Below are 16,586 nucleotides of genomic sequence, written 5' to 3' on the forward strand. Positions count from 1 at the left end.
ACCCTGTCGCTAGTAGACGTTGCCGCCGAGCAGTTCCTGGTCCGGGTTCTGCGCGCCGGGCGACTCGTTCTTGCGCGGCAGACCTTCGCGGACACGGACATAAGAGACGACGCGCTTCACACCGCGCACGAGGCTGGCGCGCTCTGCGGCCGCTTCAAGTTCTTCCTCTGACCGGGCAAAGCCCATCAGATAGACCACGCCGGCATAGGTCTCGATATTGAAATTGAGGCTTTTGACGTCCCGCGAGGCAACCAGGGATGAGCGCACGCGTGCGGTGATCAGCTCGTCCGAAGCGTTTGCGATGAAGCCGCCCGGCGCCTCGATCTGGATTTCGTTCGCCACATCGATAATGCGGCTGGAGCTCCAGGCGATGTCTTCGGCTTTCACGCGCATTTCAGGGCTGGCGACGCGGCCAGAGAGAAGCGCGAGGCCATCGGCGACCTCAACATCGACCTCGCCATAGCCGCCTTCACTCAGAAGCTTCGCCTTGATCTCATTGGAGGCAGTGGCGTCGTCCAGCGCTTCGCCCATTGTGCGTTCCTGTACGGCGGCGACACCGACCGCGCCGGCGGTTCCGACAGCCGCAGCGATACAGCCGCTCAGGCTGAAGACGCCAAGGAGGGCAGGGGCCAGAATACGGGGGATGGTCATAGATGTTCGCCTCATAGTCGTCAGGTCCGATGCCAAAGCCCTAGCGACCGCTTGGGGCAAAATCTGGGCGCCACTGATCAATAAGGTGAAGCGGCCGCCGCATGGGACGGATCACAACCAGATCAAAGCGCCAGTCACAGGCCTGCAGCTTTTCGCGCCGCGCGGTCCAGCTGGCCGCCGCGCGGTTGATCCGCTGCCAGGAGGGAGAGGTGACCGCATTCGCGCCGATTGTGAAGTCGGCGCGTGCTTTCACCTCAATGAAGGCAAGCAATTTGCCCTTGCGGGCGATAATGTCGATTTCACCAACAGTGAGCCGCACCCGCCGATCGAGGATGCGATAGCCCTTGGCGCGCAGCCAGAGAGCCGCAAGGGTTTCTGCGCGCCGACCACGCGCTTCTGCAGCTTCGCGGCGGCCTGGGCCCGCCCTAGCCATTCTTCAGTTGCAAGGCACGCTGATAGAGATCGCGCTTCGAGAGGCCGAATACGTCTGCGACCTCATTGGCTGCGGCCTTCATCGGCAGGCGCTGCATCGCGTCATTGAGCGCGGCGTCTATATCGCCGGCATCCGTAACCCGTTCGGCGGGCGGACCGACAAGCACGACGATTTCGCCTTTCGGGGCGCCCGCCTCTGCATAATGGGCCGCAAGCTCACCCAGCGTGCCGCTGCGCACCTCCTCGAAGAGCTTTGTCAGTTCCCGCGCGACGACGCAGTTACGGTCGGCCCCAAGCGTTTCGGCAAGATCGGCAAGTGAGGCAGCAAGACGAGAGCCGCCTTCATAGAAGATCAGCGTGGCCGGGACGGTCTTCAGCTCTTCTGCGGCCCGCTGGCGCGCGCCCGTCTTCGGCGGCAGGAAGCCGCAAAACATGAAACGGTCACTCGCAAGACCGGAGGCAACAAGTCCGGCCAGCATGGCAGACGGCCCCGGTATCGGGATGATCCGCACGCCGGCCTCGCGCGCCTCATGAACGAGTTTCCAGCCCGGATCGGACACCAGTGGCGTGCCCGCATCGGAAATGAGCGCAAGACAGGCGCCATCGACAAGCCGCGCGATCAGGCCGGGCCGGCGCTCAGCCCCATTATGGTCATGATAGGGGCTCAGTTTTGCGTGAATGCCATGCGCATCAAGGAGCTTGCGTCCAACCCGGGTGTCCTCGGCAAGGACCTCATCAACCGAGCCCAGCGTATCCAGCGCCCGCAAGGTTATGTCGCGGAGGTTGCCGATAGGTGTGGACACAATGTAGAGGCCGGACTCAAGCCGCGCGACAGCGTGTTGCGCAGGCCCCGGCCCGGCAGTAGTCTCGCCGGATCTGCGGTCGCTCGATCGAGAAGAAGGAAAACTGGATGACATTCCGTCTACCATCGCGCTTTGCGCGTCTTGCGCCAAGCCTTGCACTTGCAAGTTTTCTGCTTGTTTCTGCTTGTGCGACCGATCCGGTGCGCCAGCCGGCCCCGATTGAAACCGGCCAGGCCCGTCCAGATACGCGGCCGGACCGTGCAGATCGCGGCGTCGACGAAGAGGGGCTGGATGGCATTCACGAGGGTGAGGGCATCACGGCGGCCGAGAATGTGCCGGAAGCCAATCCCGGCTATTTCACCCCCGAATTCATGAACGGCCGGGACCTTTTCCGTATCGGGGTGTTGCTGCCATTCTCGCATCCAAACTCCGGTGTGCGTGAGGAAGCCGAAGGCATGCTGGCCGGTATCGAGATGGCGCTGTTTGATCACGGCGCTGAAAACATGCTCATCCTGCCAAAAGACACAGCCGGCTCCCAGAGCCAGACGGTTTCGATGGCAGAGAGCGCGCTGCGCGAGGGTGCTGACGTCATCCTTGGCCCGCTCTTCGGGACAAATATCGCCGCGCTTAACCGGCAGGGCGTAACATCCGAAACCCAGGTGATTGGTTTCTCGAATGACAGCAATGTCGCGGGCGGCAATACATGGCTCGCATCGATCACCCCTGAAGAAGAAGTGGCCGCGCTTGTCGATCATGCCGTCTCTCAGGGCTATCGCCAGTTCGCCTATTTCGGCCCGCAAAGCGACATAGGTCAGCGGATCGAGACCGCCCTGCAGCGTGAGGCAACCCGTGTCGGGGGCCGGGTCGCAGCGACCGGCTTCTATCCGGCCACGACCCAGTCGCCGGATTCCGAGGCGCGCTATGTCGCCAATGCAGTCAACAGCGCCCAGCAAAGCGGCAGCCCGGTCGCAATCCTCATCCCTGAGCGCGGCACGCAGCTGCGCCGCGTCGCGCCGCTTCTCAGCTACTACGGGATGAGCCGCCGGGCCCAGATGATGGGTCTTTCGGGTTGGGATGACACCGCCGTCTGGCGCGAACCATCGCTGCGGGGCGGCTGGTTCGTTGCACCGCCGCGCGACGATGTGCAGGCCTTCAACACGAAATTCCAGCGCATCTATGGCCGGGGCCCAAGCTCGCTTGCCGCTACGGCCTATGACGCCGCGTCTCTCGTCACGCAACTTGGCGCTGATGGCGAAGTTACCCGCGATGAGCTTGCCTCCGAGGACGGCTTCGTCGGCATTAACGGCCTCTTCCGCTTCAATGGGCAGGGCACAACGCAAAGGCGTCTGTCGGTCTATGAGATATCAGGATCGGATGGCGCGGTTGAAGTGCGGCGCGCGGCAGAAAGCTTCGATCCGGGGATCAGCTAGGCATTCGCGCCGTCTTCATTCGCAGGCGCCGGTAATCCGAGAAGGTTGCGCGCTGAGCGGCGATGGCGCTCACGCACCTGCGCGCCCACAATCGACAGCGCTGTTGCCAGTACGGTCGCATCGTCTGCAAAGCCGAAGCCGACGATAAAGTCAGGCACCGAGTCGGTTGGCACCACGAAATAGGCGAGCGCGGCGAACAGCACCGCTTTTGCCTTTCGCGGCGTCGCCGGGTCCATGGCGGCATAGTAGGCGGCGGCGAGATCGTCAGCAAAAGGCAGCTTTCCGGCAAGGCGCAAAAGCTTGGGCAAAAAGCCCTTCCGTGTGCGCTGCCGGTTACGCTCAATGGCGAGGGGAAGCGGGCGTGGGCCGTCCTCTCCGTTCTCAATCACAATTTCCGTTGGGTGACGCATTGGCAGATTATCTCCTGACCCTATAGATCGCTCGCATTAGCCGAACGTTCAAGGGAGACCTATCAGACATGAAACTCAGCTCAGACATCAGCGCGGTCATTACAGGCGGCGCATCCGGCCTTGGCGCAGCAACCGCAAGACGCCTCGCCGCGCAGGGCGTGAAGGTTGCCCTCTTTGACCTCAACGAGGAAAAAGGCGAAGCGCTTGCCAAGGAACTCGGCGGCGTTTTCTGCAAGGTCAACGTGACCGACGAAGCCTCTGTAGATGCTGGCTTCGAGAAAGCCCGCGCCGCAATTGGCCAGGAGCGGATCCTCGTCAACTGCGCCGGTACCGGCAATGCCGTCAAAACCGCCTCGCGCGACAAGGAAAGCGGCGCCATCAAGCACTTCCCGCTCGATGCCTTCAACATGATCATCCAGATCAATTTGGTTGGCACCTTCCGCTGCATCGCCAAATCGGCTGCCGGCATGATGACGCTCGACCCGATCGATGGGGAACGCGGCGCCATGGTCAACACAGCCTCCGTGGCTGCAGAAGACGGCCAGATCGGCCAGGCGGCCTATTCCGCCTCCAAGGGCGGCGTTGTTGGCATGACCCTTCCGATCGCCCGTGACCTTTCGCGCGAACTGATCCGCGTCAACACCATCCTGCCAGGCATCTTCAACACCCCGCTCCTGCAGGGTGCGCCGGAAAATGTGAAGCAGGCTCTTGGTGCTCAGGTGCCGAACCCGGCCCGCCTCGGCAATCCGGAAGAGTATGCCTCGCTCGCAGAGCAGATGATCACCAACGCCTATTTCAACGGCGAAGATGTCCGTCTCGATGGCGCAATCCGGATGGCCCCGCGTTAAGCCAGACCGGTATCCAGACACATGAAAGCCCGCCTCATCGAGGCGGGCTTTTTCTATTCTGATGGTGTCAGTCCTGCAGAGGCGCAGTGACGCCTAGGGCGCTGGGCGAAGGATCGTGCCTGAGAGGTTGGACAAGACGTCCCGGGCGTCGAAATAGGCCGGATCATCCGGCGACGGGCCGCGGCCCATCAGAATCTCGGCCGAGGCCTCGAACCGCGTCACTTCGCGGTAGTCTGGCGCGCGCGAGAAGAACGGGTCGTTAAAGCCGGCGCCTGCCCAGTGATGGGGGTAATAGGCGACGCGGCGGCCGCGCGGCCCGTAAAAGCTGTAATACGGGCTGAAATGGCTATAGGTGCCGCCGACCGGTACAAAATTGCGGTCCGCATCGGTCGTCCGCCGTACCATCCGGAAATTGTCATAGCCGGTCTGTACGGTGAGCTCCGCGGCCCGATAGAGCAGATAGGTCTCAACCGTTTGCCTGTCCGTGAGGCTATTGCCCGCGAAATTCACCACCCAGCGGTTCTGTTCGATCTGCTGGTCGGTATATCCACGGTCAGACGGCGTCGCGGCCTGATAAGGCGTCGCGGTCGCACACGCCCCAAGGGCGGCGAGAGCAGCAATAGCGGTAACAACGTTTTTCTTGTTCATCATAATGGAACGTCCTTATCGGCGATGGTGCCTATTATATTGGTTGGAGGTGAACGGGAGGCAACGACAGGCGCTGAAACTGCAATAGTTGCAACAGATTGCATTCTCAGTAAGAGAACCTTGAGGGCCTTAGCTAAGATTGAATTCCTCATTCCTTCTCAATCTCGATTGGAGCCCGTCATGAGACGCCTACTCTGTTCAGTTCCCTTCATTCTCATGGCGGCAGCTTGTGGCGGCGGTGGAAGCAGCGGCGCCCCGGCATCTCCGCCGCCCCCGCCACCACCTCCGCCTCCCTCAGCGAACAATGCCCCCGAATTCACGTCTACACCGACCCTGTCAGTCGCGGAAAACACTTCCGGCGTCATCTACACATTCGAAGTGTCAGATCCGGACGGCGACGAGGTCACGCTCGCGGCGGTCAAGTCTAGCGACATTCTCCTGTTTGACCTCAACACAGACACCGGTGAGCTATCTCCAGCGGCGGCGCTCGACTTCGACAGTCCAGCTGATGAGGACAAGAACAACGTCTACGAGCTCACGGTCGAGGCGACCGATGACCAGGGCGCGGCGACGCGGTTCACGCTCAATCTGACGGTGACGGACGTGGCTGAGAGGGGAACGATCATCACCATCAGTGATACGTTTGAGCAACCGGTCTACGTCACGCCGATCCCAGGGACTGAGCGGCTTGCCGTGGTTCAAAAGGGCGGCTTGATCTTCGCATACAATCCAACAACGGGTGCGCTCGGTGCACCGTTTCTGAATGTCGAAGCAGACACTTCTTCGATCGGTGAGCGCGGGCTTCTGGGGCTCGCATTCTCGCCTGATTTCGAAACGGACCGCACCCTGTATGTGAATGTCACCAATACGTCCGGTGATACCGAAATTCGGCGCTACCAGATGTTCAGTGGATCCTCAACGCAAGCGGACCCCTCGACAAAGGATGTCATCCTGACGGTGGCCCAGCCTGAATCCAATCACAATGCGGGATGGATTGGCTTTTCGAATGACGGTCTTCTTTACGTGCCGCTCGGCGATGGCGGTGGCTCAGGTGATCCAAATGAAAAAGCGCAGGACCCCAATGAACTCCTCGGAAAGATCCTGCGTCTGGATGTGACGGGCGATGACTATCCCGCAGATGACCTTCGCGACTATGCCATCCCGGCAGGCAATCCATTTATCGGCGGCGGGGGCCGCCCTGAGATTTTCGCGCTCGGCGTCCGTAACCCGTACCGGGGAAGCGTTGACCCGGTCACCGGCGATTTCTTCTTCGGCGATGTCGGCCAGAATGCGATCGAAGAGATCAACCGGTTGCCTGCCGATGGCGCGGGAACGAATTTCGGCTGGGATACGCGAGAAGGGACGCAGGAATTTGAAGGGCCGGACGATCCTGCTTTCACGGAGCCGGTGGCTGAGTACGCGCACGGCAGCGGTCCGTTTGAAGGAAATTCCGTCACGGGCGGATATGTCTACCGGGGAAATATCGAAGCGATCCAGAACCACTACGTCTTTGGTGACTTCGCCAGCGGGAATTTCTGGTCAGTGCCGGAAACCGATCTTGTGATCGGTGAGACCGTTCCGTCCAGCTCCTTTCAGCGACTGAATGACGTGTTTGAAGGAGCAATCCTCGTCGGTGGCATGTCGAGCTTCGGACTGGACCAGCAAGGCAGGCTGCTCATCCAGAACTTTTCTGGAAACCTCAACGGGCTCGAAGACCAGCAATAAGAAAAGCCCACCCGGTCACACGGGTGGGCTTTCGAATTCAGGTCGCAAGTTCGGCTGCTGTTTAGCGCGTGCCGCGCGGCGGGTAATCCTTCTCGTCGACGAATTTGATGCTCTTGAGAATGTCGTCGAGGGCAGGGCGGGCGAACGGGACCGATTGGACCCAGCCCATGTGAAAGTCATTGCCCTTGAAGACCAGCGTGGCGGGTTCGGCAAAGACATCCGGCTCATCGTCATTGATGGCACTTGAGGTGAAGAGGCCGAACTTCTCGGCAAAATCCTCGCCGATCCCATAGGCAATCGGCAGCTGGTCGAGCGACCAGTCCTCATGTGCCTTGTCGGCGCGCGACTTGTCTTCCATCGTGGCGGCGACAACGCTGATCCCTGCGTCTGCAAAATCCTTCAGCTTGCCCGAAAGTTCGGTGAGCTGGCTCTTGCAGATCGGGCAATGGAGACCGCGATAGACGACGATCATGCGCCAGGGGTGGGCGCTGTCGTCCTGTTCGCTCAGCGTCCAATTGGTGCCGTTGATCAGGTTAAGGGATAGCGGACTTGCGTCCTGTCCGGGCTTCAAACGTGCCATGATTGCTCCTGTGAATGAGTGAACCTGACGAACAGGTGAGCGCGTTCAGCGTTCCGCCCGACCCTGCGCGACAAAAAAGCCCGCAGCACGAATGCCGCGGGCTTTCCCTGTCATTTCAGCTGAAATCAGCCGATCAGGCCGGCGCGTTGCCGAAGACGGTTTTCACTTCGAGGAATTCCTCAAAGCCGTAATCGCCCCACTCACGGCCGATGCCCGACTGCTTGTAGCCGCCAAAGGCACCCGAAGCGAAGTCAGGGCCTGCGCCATTGATATGGACGTTGCCTGCGCGGATCTGATTGCCGACCTTCCGGGCGTGGTCGAGGTCGGACGACTGCACATAGGAGGACAGGCCATAGACCGTGTCATTCGCGATGCGGATGGCGTCTTCCTCGGTGTCATATGGAAGGATGCAGAGCACCGGGCCGAAGATTTCCTCGCGCGCGATGGTCATGTCATTCTTCACATTGGCAAAGACAGTCGGCTTGGTGAAGTAGCCCTTGTTGAAGCCTTCCGGACGACCCGTGCCGCCGGTGACGAGGGTTGCGCCTTCATCGATGCCGGCCTGGATAAGGTCCTGGACCTTGTTCCACTGATTGCCATTGGCGATCGGGCCCATGGCGCCTTTCGGGGCGTCTGCACCTGCACCAACCTTGACCTGCTCTGCGGTCGCCTTGGCGATCGCAATGGCCTCGTCCTGCTGGTCGCGCTGGACCAGCATACGGGAGGGGGCGTTACAGGACTGGCCGGTATTGGTCATCATCTGCATGACGCCGCCGCCGATTGCTTTTTTCAGGTCTGCATCCGGCAGGACGATGTTCGGCGACTTGCCACCAAGCTCAAGCGCGACGCGCTTGACCGTCGGGGCAGCCGCCTGGCTGACGAGCACGCCAGCGCGGGTCGAGCCGGTGAAGCTCATCATGTCGATGCCAGGATGCTGGGACATGTAAGCGCCAACGCCCGGACCGTCGCCATTGACGAGGTTGAAGACACCTGGCGGGACACCTGCATCATGGAGGATCTCTGCCACGATCATTGCGTCGAGCGGGGCGATCTCAGATGGTTTCAGAACCATGGTGCAACCTGTCGCGATGGCCGGAGCCACTTTGCAGGCGATCTGGTTCTGCGGCCAGTTCCATGGGGTGATGAAGCCACAGACGCCAATCGGCTCCTTGCGGATCAGGGTCGCGCCGCGGTCTTCTTCCCACTGATATTCGCGCAGAATTTTCGCGGCAGCCATATAATGGCCCATGCCTGCAGGGACCTGCGCAGCATTGGCGAGCCACATCGGGGCGCCCATTTCGTCGGAAATGGCCTTCGCCATGTCGCTGGCGCGTTCCTGGATGCCGGCGGCGATCTTTTCCAGAAGGCTGGCCCGGAATTCGACCGAGGTCTGGGAGAAGGATTCAAACGCGACACGGGCCGCATCCACAGCCTTGTCCACATCGGCCTGCGAGCCAAGCGAGATACGGGCAAACGGCTCTTCGGTGGCCGGGTTCTCAACGTCGAGCGTGCGCGGCTCTACCGGGTCGACCCATTCGCCGTTGATATAAAATTTGAGATAGTCTTGCATTGTCGGTCCTCCAAAGCGCGTTTTCTGTAAACTCTTGCCCGTATCTAAGGGCCCGAGCTGCAAAATGAAAGCGCTACCGCTCCGTCACCTCGCGTGAAATAAAGGCAAGGATGACGGGCGGCAGGCTTGGTTTAGCGCTCTGCGGTGCCGAGACCGAGCGCCGCCTCGACGGCAGCCCAATCGACGACCTTGAAGTTCTGGTCGACTTCGGGGAGCGGGTTCGCGTCATCCTGGACGATCATCACGCCGCGCGGAAAGCCGGGCAGGGCGGCCGATGAGACATCGAGACCATCGGTGTGGCTGACAGCATCGACGCTGCCATCGGCGCTTTCTGTAATGGTGACAACGCCGCGGAGGGCGTGCGGTGCGGCGCGGTCATAGACGACGAACCGGTCGGCGGCCTGCGCAGAAGCGACGAGATAGCCTTCGGTGCCTTCACCGATCCAGAGCGACAGGCCTTCGACATCGGCGACGAGGCCATTGCCGGCCTCGATCGTGTCGACGATTTCAGGCGAGCTGTCTGGCTGGCGCAGGTCCAGCTTCCAGATGCCGTGCTCTTCCTCGCCGATAAACACAATCCCAGCGCCATCATCGACGACGCAGCCTTCAAGCTGAAGCTGACCGAACTGGCCCACCTGCAGGCTGCGCTGCAGCGTGGTGCCGGTATCGCTGCTGGTCCAGATCTGGATGGACCCGTCCTTGTAGGTCGGGATCATCAGCGTGGTGTCATCGACCTCGCCCATGCAGAAGCCATATGGCTCATCCTTGCCGGTCTGCACGTCGCCAGTATGGGAGACAGTACCGGTCTCTGCATCCACGCTGAACGTCGAGATCGAGGCGAACTCATCATTCGAAGCGGCCGCGACATTGCCGCGAACGTCGACATTGTTCAGCTGGCCGACGTCGAGGAACTGAAGCTCAGCGCCGGAAAGGTCATGGACGTGCAAGCCCTCATCCTTGTTCGTGCCAAGGATGACACTCTTGGACACGTCGCCGGGATGCACCCAGAGCGCCGGGTCATCGGCGCGGTCGCCAGTGCCGGTCATCGGATCAGTTTCAAAGCTGGCCGCGACAGGCTGGGCCGCGATGCCATCATCGATCCAGACATCATCGGTCTCGCAGGCACCAAGCGTTGCAGTGGCAGCGCCGGCGAGCAGAAGGATACGGAATGTCATGCGGTGAGATCTCCTGAAGTGTAGCGTTTCAAAAATGGTGGGCCGGACACGCATATGCGCTCCGGCCCGCCCACTGGCATCGCCAGAAATTAGTAGGTCAGCCGGGCGCCGAAGACGACCGTGGTGCCGAACTCGTCATATTGCGACAGGCGGCGCTCGTCGCCGAAATAATAGTATTCCGGCTCATCGGTGAGGTTCTTGCCCTCCAGATAGATCTGGAGATTGTCGTTCACATCATACTTGGCTGACGCCTCGACGAGAAGCCGGTCATCGGTTGTCCGGTCAAGATTGGCGTCCACCAGCTCATCGAGATAGTTGCCGCGATAATTGGCCGACACGCGCAGGTCCCATGGGCCCTTGTCATAACCGAGCGCGACGTTCCAGATCATGTCGGACTGTTTGAGGAAACGCACATCGCGGCCGTCGGGCAGCGTCGCGTCGCTTTCGGTCAGCGTCAGGTTTGCCGAGACAAGAAAGCCGCCGAGCGCGCCAGAGAGATCGCCGAGGTCCTGAACATAGTTGAACTCCACACCGTAAAGCTCGCTGGAGCCGACATTGATGAAGGTCGAAACTTCCTCGATCTCGCCGCCATCGGTATCGTCGCCATTGAGGAATTCGGCCGGGATGCCCGACAGGTCGATATTGCCGGGGACGTCACCGATATCAAAGGTCGCCGGGAAGATCGCGTTGGAGATGTCCTTGTAGAAGACGCCCGCGGACAGGACTGAGAGCTTGGTCGGGTAGAATTCGATGGCGAGATCGAAATTGTCGGCTTCAAGCGCGTCGAGATTGGGATTGCCGATCTCTGCCTCGTCGCGGTCGTCATTGATGAAGAAGAAGGGCGCCATCTCGCCGAAGGCCGGACGAACGACGGCGCTGTAATAGGCCGCGCGCCCGATCAGCGTGTCGGTGAACTCGTATTTGGCATTCACGCTCGGCAGGACGTTTGTGTACTCATTGCTAAAGCGCGTGGTCGTCGCTGTCAGCTCATCCTCGATCACGACACGGCCTTCCAGATCGACATTGGACTGCTCGACACGGACACCTGCGACAAGGGTCAGACGGCCGAGATCGAACGTGCCCATGCCATAGCCGGCCAGGATATGCTCATCGATCTTGTAGTCTTCACCATTGCTATCGAAGAAGCTGCCTTCCTCATCGAGATCGGCTGGACCGAAAAAATTACGCAGCTCGCGCGTAAGGTCCGGATCCGGCCAGGTCGGCTGCTGGTTACCGAGGCGCCAATTTTCGATGACGCTGCTGCGCGCAAAACCGGCGAGGTTGATCGAGCTGTCTTCATAGACCAGCACATTCACATCGCGGATCTTCTCGCGGTCACGCACTTTTACACCCGCTTTCCAGGTGACTGGCGTGTCGCCAAGCAGGCTCTGGCGGGCGATATTGAATTTGCCTGAGAACTCGGTGTCCTCATTGACCGTGAACTCACGCTCATAGGCGTCGAGATTGTAGTTCGCCGGGTCATAGATCGCGTCGAGAATGGCCGCGCCTGACCAGACAGCACGTTCGGGCGTGGAGAAATCGATGGTCGCGTTCTCGGGCACATCGTCCTGGATGTCTTCATAGCGGAAGGCCGCGTCATGATTGTCGCTGTCGTCTTCCTCGGCATAGGCGTAGGAGACCTCATAATCGGTATCCCAGTCGCCCCAGAACGTCTGGCCACCAAGGGCAATGGTCTGGATCTGGCGCACTTCGCGGCGAACACGCACCTCTGCGCCCATCTCATTGAGCGGCAGGGAGGCTGTGAAGCGCGTGACCTGTGAGCCGTCGGCAACGACATCGTCGCCATTGGCATCCTCATCGGCGATATCGCCCAGGTCGCGGAACTGGAGGACGTTGCGAACCTCATCGTCTTCATAATTGTTGAACAGGGTGCGCAGATAGAGGTCTGTCGTCTCATTGAGGCGCCAGTCGAAATTGGCGACGATGCCCATACGCTCGCGGTTGAGACCGTACCAGCGATGCTCATAGCCATCGCTGAGATAGTAGTCGCCATTCGAGAGCTGGCTCCACTCGTCGGCCTCATTGTTGTGAGTTTCGATGCGCAGGTCCTGATAGTTCAGCGACACGGCAACGCCGAGCCTGTCTCCGAATACGTCGGAATAGGTCAGCGTGGCCTTTGGAGAGAGCTCCTGCGAAATCTCGTTATAGGCGCCTTCGAGCTTTGCCCGGACGAAGCGTCCATCGCGGTCGAAGGCGGAAATGGTGGTGAGGTTGATGACGCCGCCAAGGCTGTCTGCGTCGACATCCGGGGTCAGCGATTTCTGGACCTCGATACCGTCAAGCAGGTCGGACGGCACACCATCGAGCAGGACGCCGCGGCGGTCTTCAGGCGATGGGGTGCGCACGCCATTGATCGATGCGGCAATGAGGTCGGTATTGATCCCGCGAATGGACACATATCGGCCTTCGCCCTGGTCGCTCTCGATCGAGAGGCCCGGCACCCGCGCCAGCGAGTCTGCCACCGTCGTGTCCGGGAAGTTGCCGAGACCATCGGAGTCGATGACATTGATGATCGCGTTAGATGCGCGCTGCTGGTTGATGGCGCCGGCCTGGGCTGCCGCAGACCCAACGACGAGAATGTTGTCGAGATAGCGCACATCGCTGCCAAGCTGGATGTCGAGCTCGGTGTCATTGAGGACGCTGACCGTCTCCGTCACCGGCTCTGCGCCGATATAGCTGACCGAAAGTGCATACTCGCCAGCCGGAATATTGGTGAAGCGATAGTCGCCATACCGGTCGGTGGTGGTTGAACGATTGAGGCCTTCGATGCGGACTATAGCACCTTCGAGCGGCGCTTCGCCCGTCGCGTCGGTGACCTGGCCGCGCACGATATCGGCGGCGGCGAGCTGCGCGACCCCCGCGCTGATCAAGGCCGTCGTCACAAGCTTGCTGTACCGGAATTTCATATCAAAACACCCCTCTTGAACAAGAGTGGGCGGGTAACAGTCTTCCGCGTCAGTTCAGCGACGGTTTCGTATCAGAACGGTAACGCTCTCGCGACGCCTGTGTGACACCGAGCAGACGAAGAGGTCTCAACGCCGTTTCATGCTGCCGAGAATGCCGCGCAGGACATAGCGTGCGACATCGCGGGCAATCGTGCGGGTCGCTGTTTTGACCGCGGCTTCGCCGACCGACTGGCGCCCCGATGAGCGTCGCCGCGTCTTCTTCTTCTCGATCTCGCGCTTGGCCTCTTCTTCCTGCTCTGCGAGGCGTTCGGCTTCTTCGGCGGCAGCCTGTTCCTTGGCGAGCAGGATTTCGTAGGCTGACTCCCTGTCTGCCGGCTTGTCATATTGGCGGGCGACCGGGCTGGCCGACATGATGCCGGCGCGCTCATCTGCGCTAATCGGGCCAAGCTGAGACGAAGGTGGACGTATCAGGGTGCGCTGGACGATGCCCGGGGTGGATTTCGCATCAAGGGTCGAGACAAGCGCCTCGCCAGTGCCAAGCTGGGTAATCACCTCTCCGGTATCGAATGCCGGGTTCGGGCGGAAGCTTTCTGCTGCTGCCCGCACGCCTTTTCGCTCGGTCGGCGTATAGGCGCGAAGGGCATGCTGGATGCGGTTGCCCAGCTGGGCCAGCACGCTGTCGGGCAGGTCGCGCGGGTTCTGCGTCACGAAATAGATGCCGACCCCCTTGGAGCGGATAAGCCGCACAACCTGTTCGATTTTCTCGATGAGCGCTTTGGGCGCGTCCTTGAAGAGAAGGTGCGCCTCATCGAAGAAGAAAACGAGCTTCGGCTTGTCGGGGTCACCGATTTCGGGAAGCTGTTCGAACAGCTCTGAGAGAAGCCAGAGCAGAAATGTCGAATAGAGCTTTGGCGAATTGATGAGCCGGGTCGCGTCGAGCACGTTGACGATGCCGCGGCCATCATCGGCGGTCCGCATGAGGTGGCCGAGGTCCAGCGCCGGCTCGCCGAAGAACTGTTCGGCGCCCTCGCGCTCAAGCTGCAACAGGCGGCGCTGGATGGCGCTGAGCGAAGCCGATGCGACATTGCCATAGCGGAGCGACACCTCATTGCGCACCTCCTTGTCGCCCAGATGGATAAGCAGCTTCTGCAGATCCTTGAGGTCGAGAAGCAGGAGGTTCTCATCATCGGCGTATTCGAACGCCACTGTCAGCACACCTTCCTGTGTCTCGCTGAGGTTCATCAGCCGGGCCAGAAGCGTTGGCCCCATTTCAGCAATGGTTGAGCGGACCGCGTGCCCTTTTTCACCGAACACATCCCAGAAGACGGCCGGGACATCGTGATAGGTATAGTCTTCAAAGCCGATCTTGGCCGCGCGGGAGGCAAAGGCCTCGTGCAGCTTGAATGTCTCACTGCCAGACTTGGCGATGCCGGAAAGGTCGCCCTTCACGTCAGCGCAAAAGACCGGCACGCCCTGCTTGGAAAAGCCTTCAGCCATGATCTGCAGCGTGACGGTCTTGCCTGTTCCGGTGGCGCCCGCAATGATGCCGTGGCGGTTGGCCTGCTTCAGGAGAAGCGCCTGGGCTTCGTTCTGCGCGCCGCCGCCGCCGCCGAGGTAAATACCGTTACTCATCCCACGCGCTCCATCGCTGTTCCCGCGGCGAAGCTAGACGCAAATGGGCCGGGCGGCCAAGGGTTTAGTCCCTAACTCTATAAGGAGCGCAGGGCGTGAGACTGTCATCCAATGAACGGTTAAGGATTCCGGTGGTCGTTGCTCAAGATCAGATTGACGCACAATTTGTTCTTGGGCGGCTTTGAGTGAAGCCGCTTCGACAATTGATTTCGGCTGTCAGTATAGCAATCTCCTGACGAGACATTGAGCCGTTGAAAGGAGACCGAGATGAGCAGACAGTCGCGAAGCTGGATGAATTTCGACACCGACAAACACGGTCAGGTTTATGGAAATTATCAGAAGCTCTACGATGGCATCGACGCGCTTGCCGCCTTTGCCTTCATCATTGGCTCGGCCCTCTTCTTCAGCGAGAAGACACAGACTATAGGAACATGGCTTTTCCTGATCGGCTCGGTTTTCTTTGCGGTCAGGCCTTGCATCCACGTCGCGCGTGACTTCCACATGGCGCGTCTGTCGCCTGCTGGCGACGCCGGAGGAAATTCCCAGTCATGACGATGCGATCCGGGATTGTCGGCATATGGATCATCGCCATTGGCGTGATCATTGCGCTTCTTTATCTGGGCCGAGCGATCCTTGCACCCTTCGCGCTCGCAGTTTTCCTTTTTCTGGTCATGGAAGGCTTTCAGCGGCTGATAAAGGAACGCGTCAGTTTCATGTCTGAAGGCGCCAGCCGGGCCGTGGCCGTCCTGGGCGTGCTTGGCGGGTTCGGCCTCTTTATCGGCCTGCTGGCGCAAGGCGTCGCGCAGTTCAGCGATCAGGCTGGCGAGTATGAAGAGAAGATCAACTCGCTGATCAGTGACGTCTATAATGTCGTGAATATGGGGCCGGCGCCGACTCTCACCGAGATCCTGTTCGATGAGCGGGGGCAGCGCTTCTTTGCGACGATTGCAGGGGCGATGGGCGATCTTTCGGGTGATCTCGTCATTATCCTGATCTACGTCGCTTTCCTTTTCCTTGCCCAAAGCGCCTGGACGCCGAAGCTGGACCGGATTTTCAAGGATGAGGTGCGCCGCGACCAGGTCAGCGAAATCGGCCGTGCCGCGCGCCGGGGCATCGAGACCTATCTTTGGACCCAGACGGTCATCTCCGTGATGATCACGGTATTGACCTACATCACGCTGGTCGCGCTTGGGGTGGAGAATGCAATCTTTCTCTCAGGGCTCATTTTTGTTCTCAATTATATCCCGACCATCGGCTCTATCGTCGCCGCATTCGTGCCGACGCTGTTTGCCCTTGTGCAGCCCGAGATTCCGGGCTGGATTCCCGGCGGCGCGCAGGACACCTACATCTTTGCGGTGATTGTCTTTACCGCTGTCAGCTTCTGGCAATTCATGATCGGGAATTTCGTTCAGCCCCGCATCATGGGCGAATCGCTGAACATTTCCGCGCTGGTCGTCTTGTTGTCACTTGCAATCTGGGGCGCCATCTGGGGCATACCCGGCATGTTCCTGTCGGCGCCATTAACAGTTCTCATAATGATTTTATGCGCACAGTCGGCAACCACCAGGTGGATTTCGGTGTTGTTGTCAGCAGATGGAGACCCCGGCGGTGCGCTTACGGGGGACCCCGAAACTCTTGGACAAAATTCTGCAGGCGCCACTGCTGACTGAGCTTGGCGAAACCCCGGCTGGGTCACATATACGGGGTCCGAAATGGGGAAGCGTGTGTAAGTGCTTTCCAATACAATCAGGCCTC

Annotated in this window: 15 protein-coding genes; 5 read left to right on the forward strand and 10 right to left on the reverse strand. The window is 60.2% G+C overall.

Annotated elements, in window-relative coordinates; genetic code table 11:
* Positions 1–9: 9 nt before the first annotated feature.
* The 3 genes from F550_RS0114320 to rsmI are packed head-to-tail and all read right to left on the reverse strand — an operon-like array spanning position 10 to position 1,886.
* Positions 10–651 carry a BON domain-containing protein gene (locus F550_RS0114320; RefSeq protein ID WP_018149263.1) on the reverse strand — a complete coding sequence of 214 codons (642 nt, stop codon included), beginning with the start codon at positions 649–651 and terminating at the stop codon, positions 10–12.
* Between the two features lie 40 nt (positions 652–691).
* The gene (locus F550_RS0114325; RefSeq protein WP_018149264.1) at positions 692–1,084 is read right to left on the reverse strand and encodes a YraN family protein; all 393 of its coding nucleotides are present in this window, start codon (positions 1,082–1,084) and stop codon (positions 692–694) included.
* Positions 1,077–1,886 (reverse strand): 16S rRNA (cytidine(1402)-2'-O)-methyltransferase, encoded by an 810-nt coding sequence (gene rsmI / locus F550_RS0114330; protein WP_233349037.1) that lies wholly within the window; start codon positions 1,884–1,886, stop codon positions 1,077–1,079. Before rsmI ends, F550_RS0114325 begins: the two co-directional genes overlap by 8 nt.
* 107 nt (positions 1,887–1,993) lie before the next feature.
* On the opposite strand from rsmI, the gene F550_RS0114335 reads away from it, so the two are divergent.
* Complete coding sequence (locus F550_RS0114335; RefSeq protein ID WP_018149266.1) at positions 1,994–3,316, forward strand: penicillin-binding protein activator; 1,323 nt, start codon at positions 1,994–1,996, stop codon at positions 3,314–3,316.
* Here the strand turns inward: F550_RS0114335 and F550_RS0114340 are convergent.
* On the reverse strand, positions 3,313–3,726 hold the full coding sequence (locus F550_RS0114340; RefSeq protein ID WP_018149267.1) for a YkvA family protein: 414 nt from the start codon (positions 3,724–3,726) through the stop codon (positions 3,313–3,315). The genes F550_RS0114335 and F550_RS0114340 overlap by 4 nt on opposite strands.
* A gap of 68 nt (positions 3,727–3,794) precedes the next feature.
* Here F550_RS0114340 and F550_RS0114345 point away from each other — a divergent pair, with 68 nt between their 5' ends.
* Positions 3,795–4,574 carry an SDR family NAD(P)-dependent oxidoreductase gene (locus F550_RS0114345; protein WP_018149268.1) on the forward strand — a complete coding sequence of 260 codons (780 nt, stop codon included), beginning with the start codon at positions 3,795–3,797 and terminating at the stop codon, positions 4,572–4,574.
* A 93-nt stretch (positions 4,575–4,667) separates the two neighbouring features.
* On the opposite strand, the gene F550_RS0114350 is transcribed toward F550_RS0114345, so the two are convergent.
* Positions 4,668–5,225 (reverse strand): CC0125/CC1285 family lipoprotein, encoded by a 558-nt coding sequence (locus tag F550_RS0114350; RefSeq protein ID WP_018149269.1) that lies wholly within the window; start codon positions 5,223–5,225, stop codon positions 4,668–4,670.
* 177 nt (positions 5,226–5,402) lie between these two features.
* Between F550_RS0114350 and F550_RS0114355 the strand changes: the two genes are divergently transcribed.
* On the forward strand, positions 5,403–6,947 hold the full coding sequence (locus F550_RS0114355; RefSeq protein WP_156807952.1) for a PQQ-dependent sugar dehydrogenase: 1,545 nt from the start codon (positions 5,403–5,405) through the stop codon (positions 6,945–6,947).
* A gap of 61 nt (positions 6,948–7,008) precedes the next feature.
* On the opposite strand, the gene F550_RS0114360 is transcribed toward F550_RS0114355, so the two are convergent.
* From F550_RS0114360 to F550_RS0114380, 5 genes are all read right to left on the reverse strand, one after another.
* Entirely contained in the window at positions 7,009–7,527 is a 519-nt protein-coding gene (locus F550_RS0114360; protein WP_018149271.1) for a redoxin domain-containing protein, read from the reverse strand.
* 133 nt (positions 7,528–7,660) lie between these two features.
* Complete coding sequence (locus F550_RS0114365; RefSeq protein WP_018149272.1) at positions 7,661–9,097, reverse strand: aldehyde dehydrogenase family protein; 1,437 nt, start codon at positions 9,095–9,097, stop codon at positions 7,661–7,663.
* Positions 9,098–9,228: 131 nt separating this feature from the next.
* Positions 9,229–10,272: a phytase gene (locus F550_RS0114370; protein ID WP_018149273.1), complete on the reverse strand. Its 1,044-nt coding sequence runs from the start codon at positions 10,270–10,272 to the stop codon at positions 9,229–9,231.
* Positions 10,273–10,361: 89 nt separating this feature from the next.
* Positions 10,362–13,199 (reverse strand): TonB-dependent receptor, encoded by a 2,838-nt coding sequence (locus F550_RS0114375; RefSeq protein ID WP_018149274.1) that lies wholly within the window; start codon positions 13,197–13,199, stop codon positions 10,362–10,364.
* Between the two features lie 126 nt (positions 13,200–13,325).
* Entirely contained in the window at positions 13,326–14,831 is a 1,506-nt protein-coding gene (locus F550_RS0114380; protein ID WP_018149275.1) for a helicase HerA-like domain-containing protein, read from the reverse strand.
* 267 nt (positions 14,832–15,098) lie between these two features.
* Between F550_RS0114380 and F550_RS0114385 the strand changes: the two genes are divergently transcribed.
* Entirely contained in the window at positions 15,099–15,383 is a 285-nt protein-coding gene (locus tag F550_RS0114385) for a YrhK family protein (protein ID WP_018149276.1), read from the forward strand.
* Positions 15,380–16,501 (forward strand): AI-2E family transporter, encoded by a 1,122-nt coding sequence (locus F550_RS0114390; RefSeq protein ID WP_018149277.1) that lies wholly within the window; start codon positions 15,380–15,382, stop codon positions 16,499–16,501. The genes F550_RS0114385 and F550_RS0114390 overlap by 4 nt, the downstream gene beginning before the upstream one ends.
* Positions 16,502–16,586: the final 85 nt, after the last annotated feature.

Source organism: Henriciella marina DSM 19595, from assembly GCF_000376805.1.
GTDB lineage: Bacteria > Pseudomonadota > Alphaproteobacteria > Caulobacterales > Hyphomonadaceae > Henriciella > Henriciella marina.

Coding starts and splice junctions, on each gene's coding strand:
- F550_RS0114380 (WP_018149275.1), bottom strand. CDS start 14,831: ATGAGTAACGGTATTTACCTCGGCGGCGGCGGCGGCGCGCAGAACGAA.
- F550_RS0114325 (WP_018149264.1), bottom strand. CDS start 1,084: ATGGCTAGGGCGGGCCCAGGCCGCCGCGAAGCTGCAGAAGCGCGTGGT.
- F550_RS0114375 (WP_018149274.1), bottom strand. CDS start 13,199: ATGAAATTCCGGTACAGCAAGCTTGTGACGACGGCCTTGATCAGCGCG.
- F550_RS0114385 (WP_018149276.1), top strand. CDS start 15,099: ATGAGCAGACAGTCGCGAAGCTGGATGAATTTCGACACCGACAAACAC.
- F550_RS0114370 (WP_018149273.1), bottom strand. CDS start 10,272: ATGACATTCCGTATCCTTCTGCTCGCCGGCGCTGCCACTGCAACGCTT.
- F550_RS0114360 (WP_018149271.1), bottom strand. CDS start 7,527: ATGGCACGTTTGAAGCCCGGACAGGACGCAAGTCCGCTATCCCTTAAC.
- F550_RS0114340 (WP_018149267.1), bottom strand. CDS start 3,726: ATGCGTCACCCAACGGAAATTGTGATTGAGAACGGAGAGGACGGCCCA.
- F550_RS0114355 (WP_156807952.1), top strand. CDS start 5,403: ATGAGACGCCTACTCTGTTCAGTTCCCTTCATTCTCATGGCGGCAGCT.
- F550_RS0114350 (WP_018149269.1), bottom strand. CDS start 5,225: ATGATGAACAAGAAAAACGTTGTTACCGCTATTGCTGCTCTCGCCGCC.
- F550_RS0114365 (WP_018149272.1), bottom strand. CDS start 9,097: ATGCAAGACTATCTCAAATTTTATATCAACGGCGAATGGGTCGACCCG.
- F550_RS0114390 (WP_018149277.1), top strand. CDS start 15,380: ATGACGATGCGATCCGGGATTGTCGGCATATGGATCATCGCCATTGGC.
- F550_RS0114335 (WP_018149266.1), top strand. CDS start 1,994: ATGACATTCCGTCTACCATCGCGCTTTGCGCGTCTTGCGCCAAGCCTT.
- F550_RS0114345 (WP_018149268.1), top strand. CDS start 3,795: ATGAAACTCAGCTCAGACATCAGCGCGGTCATTACAGGCGGCGCATCC.
- F550_RS0114320 (WP_018149263.1), bottom strand. CDS start 651: ATGACCATCCCCCGTATTCTGGCCCCTGCCCTCCTTGGCGTCTTCAGC.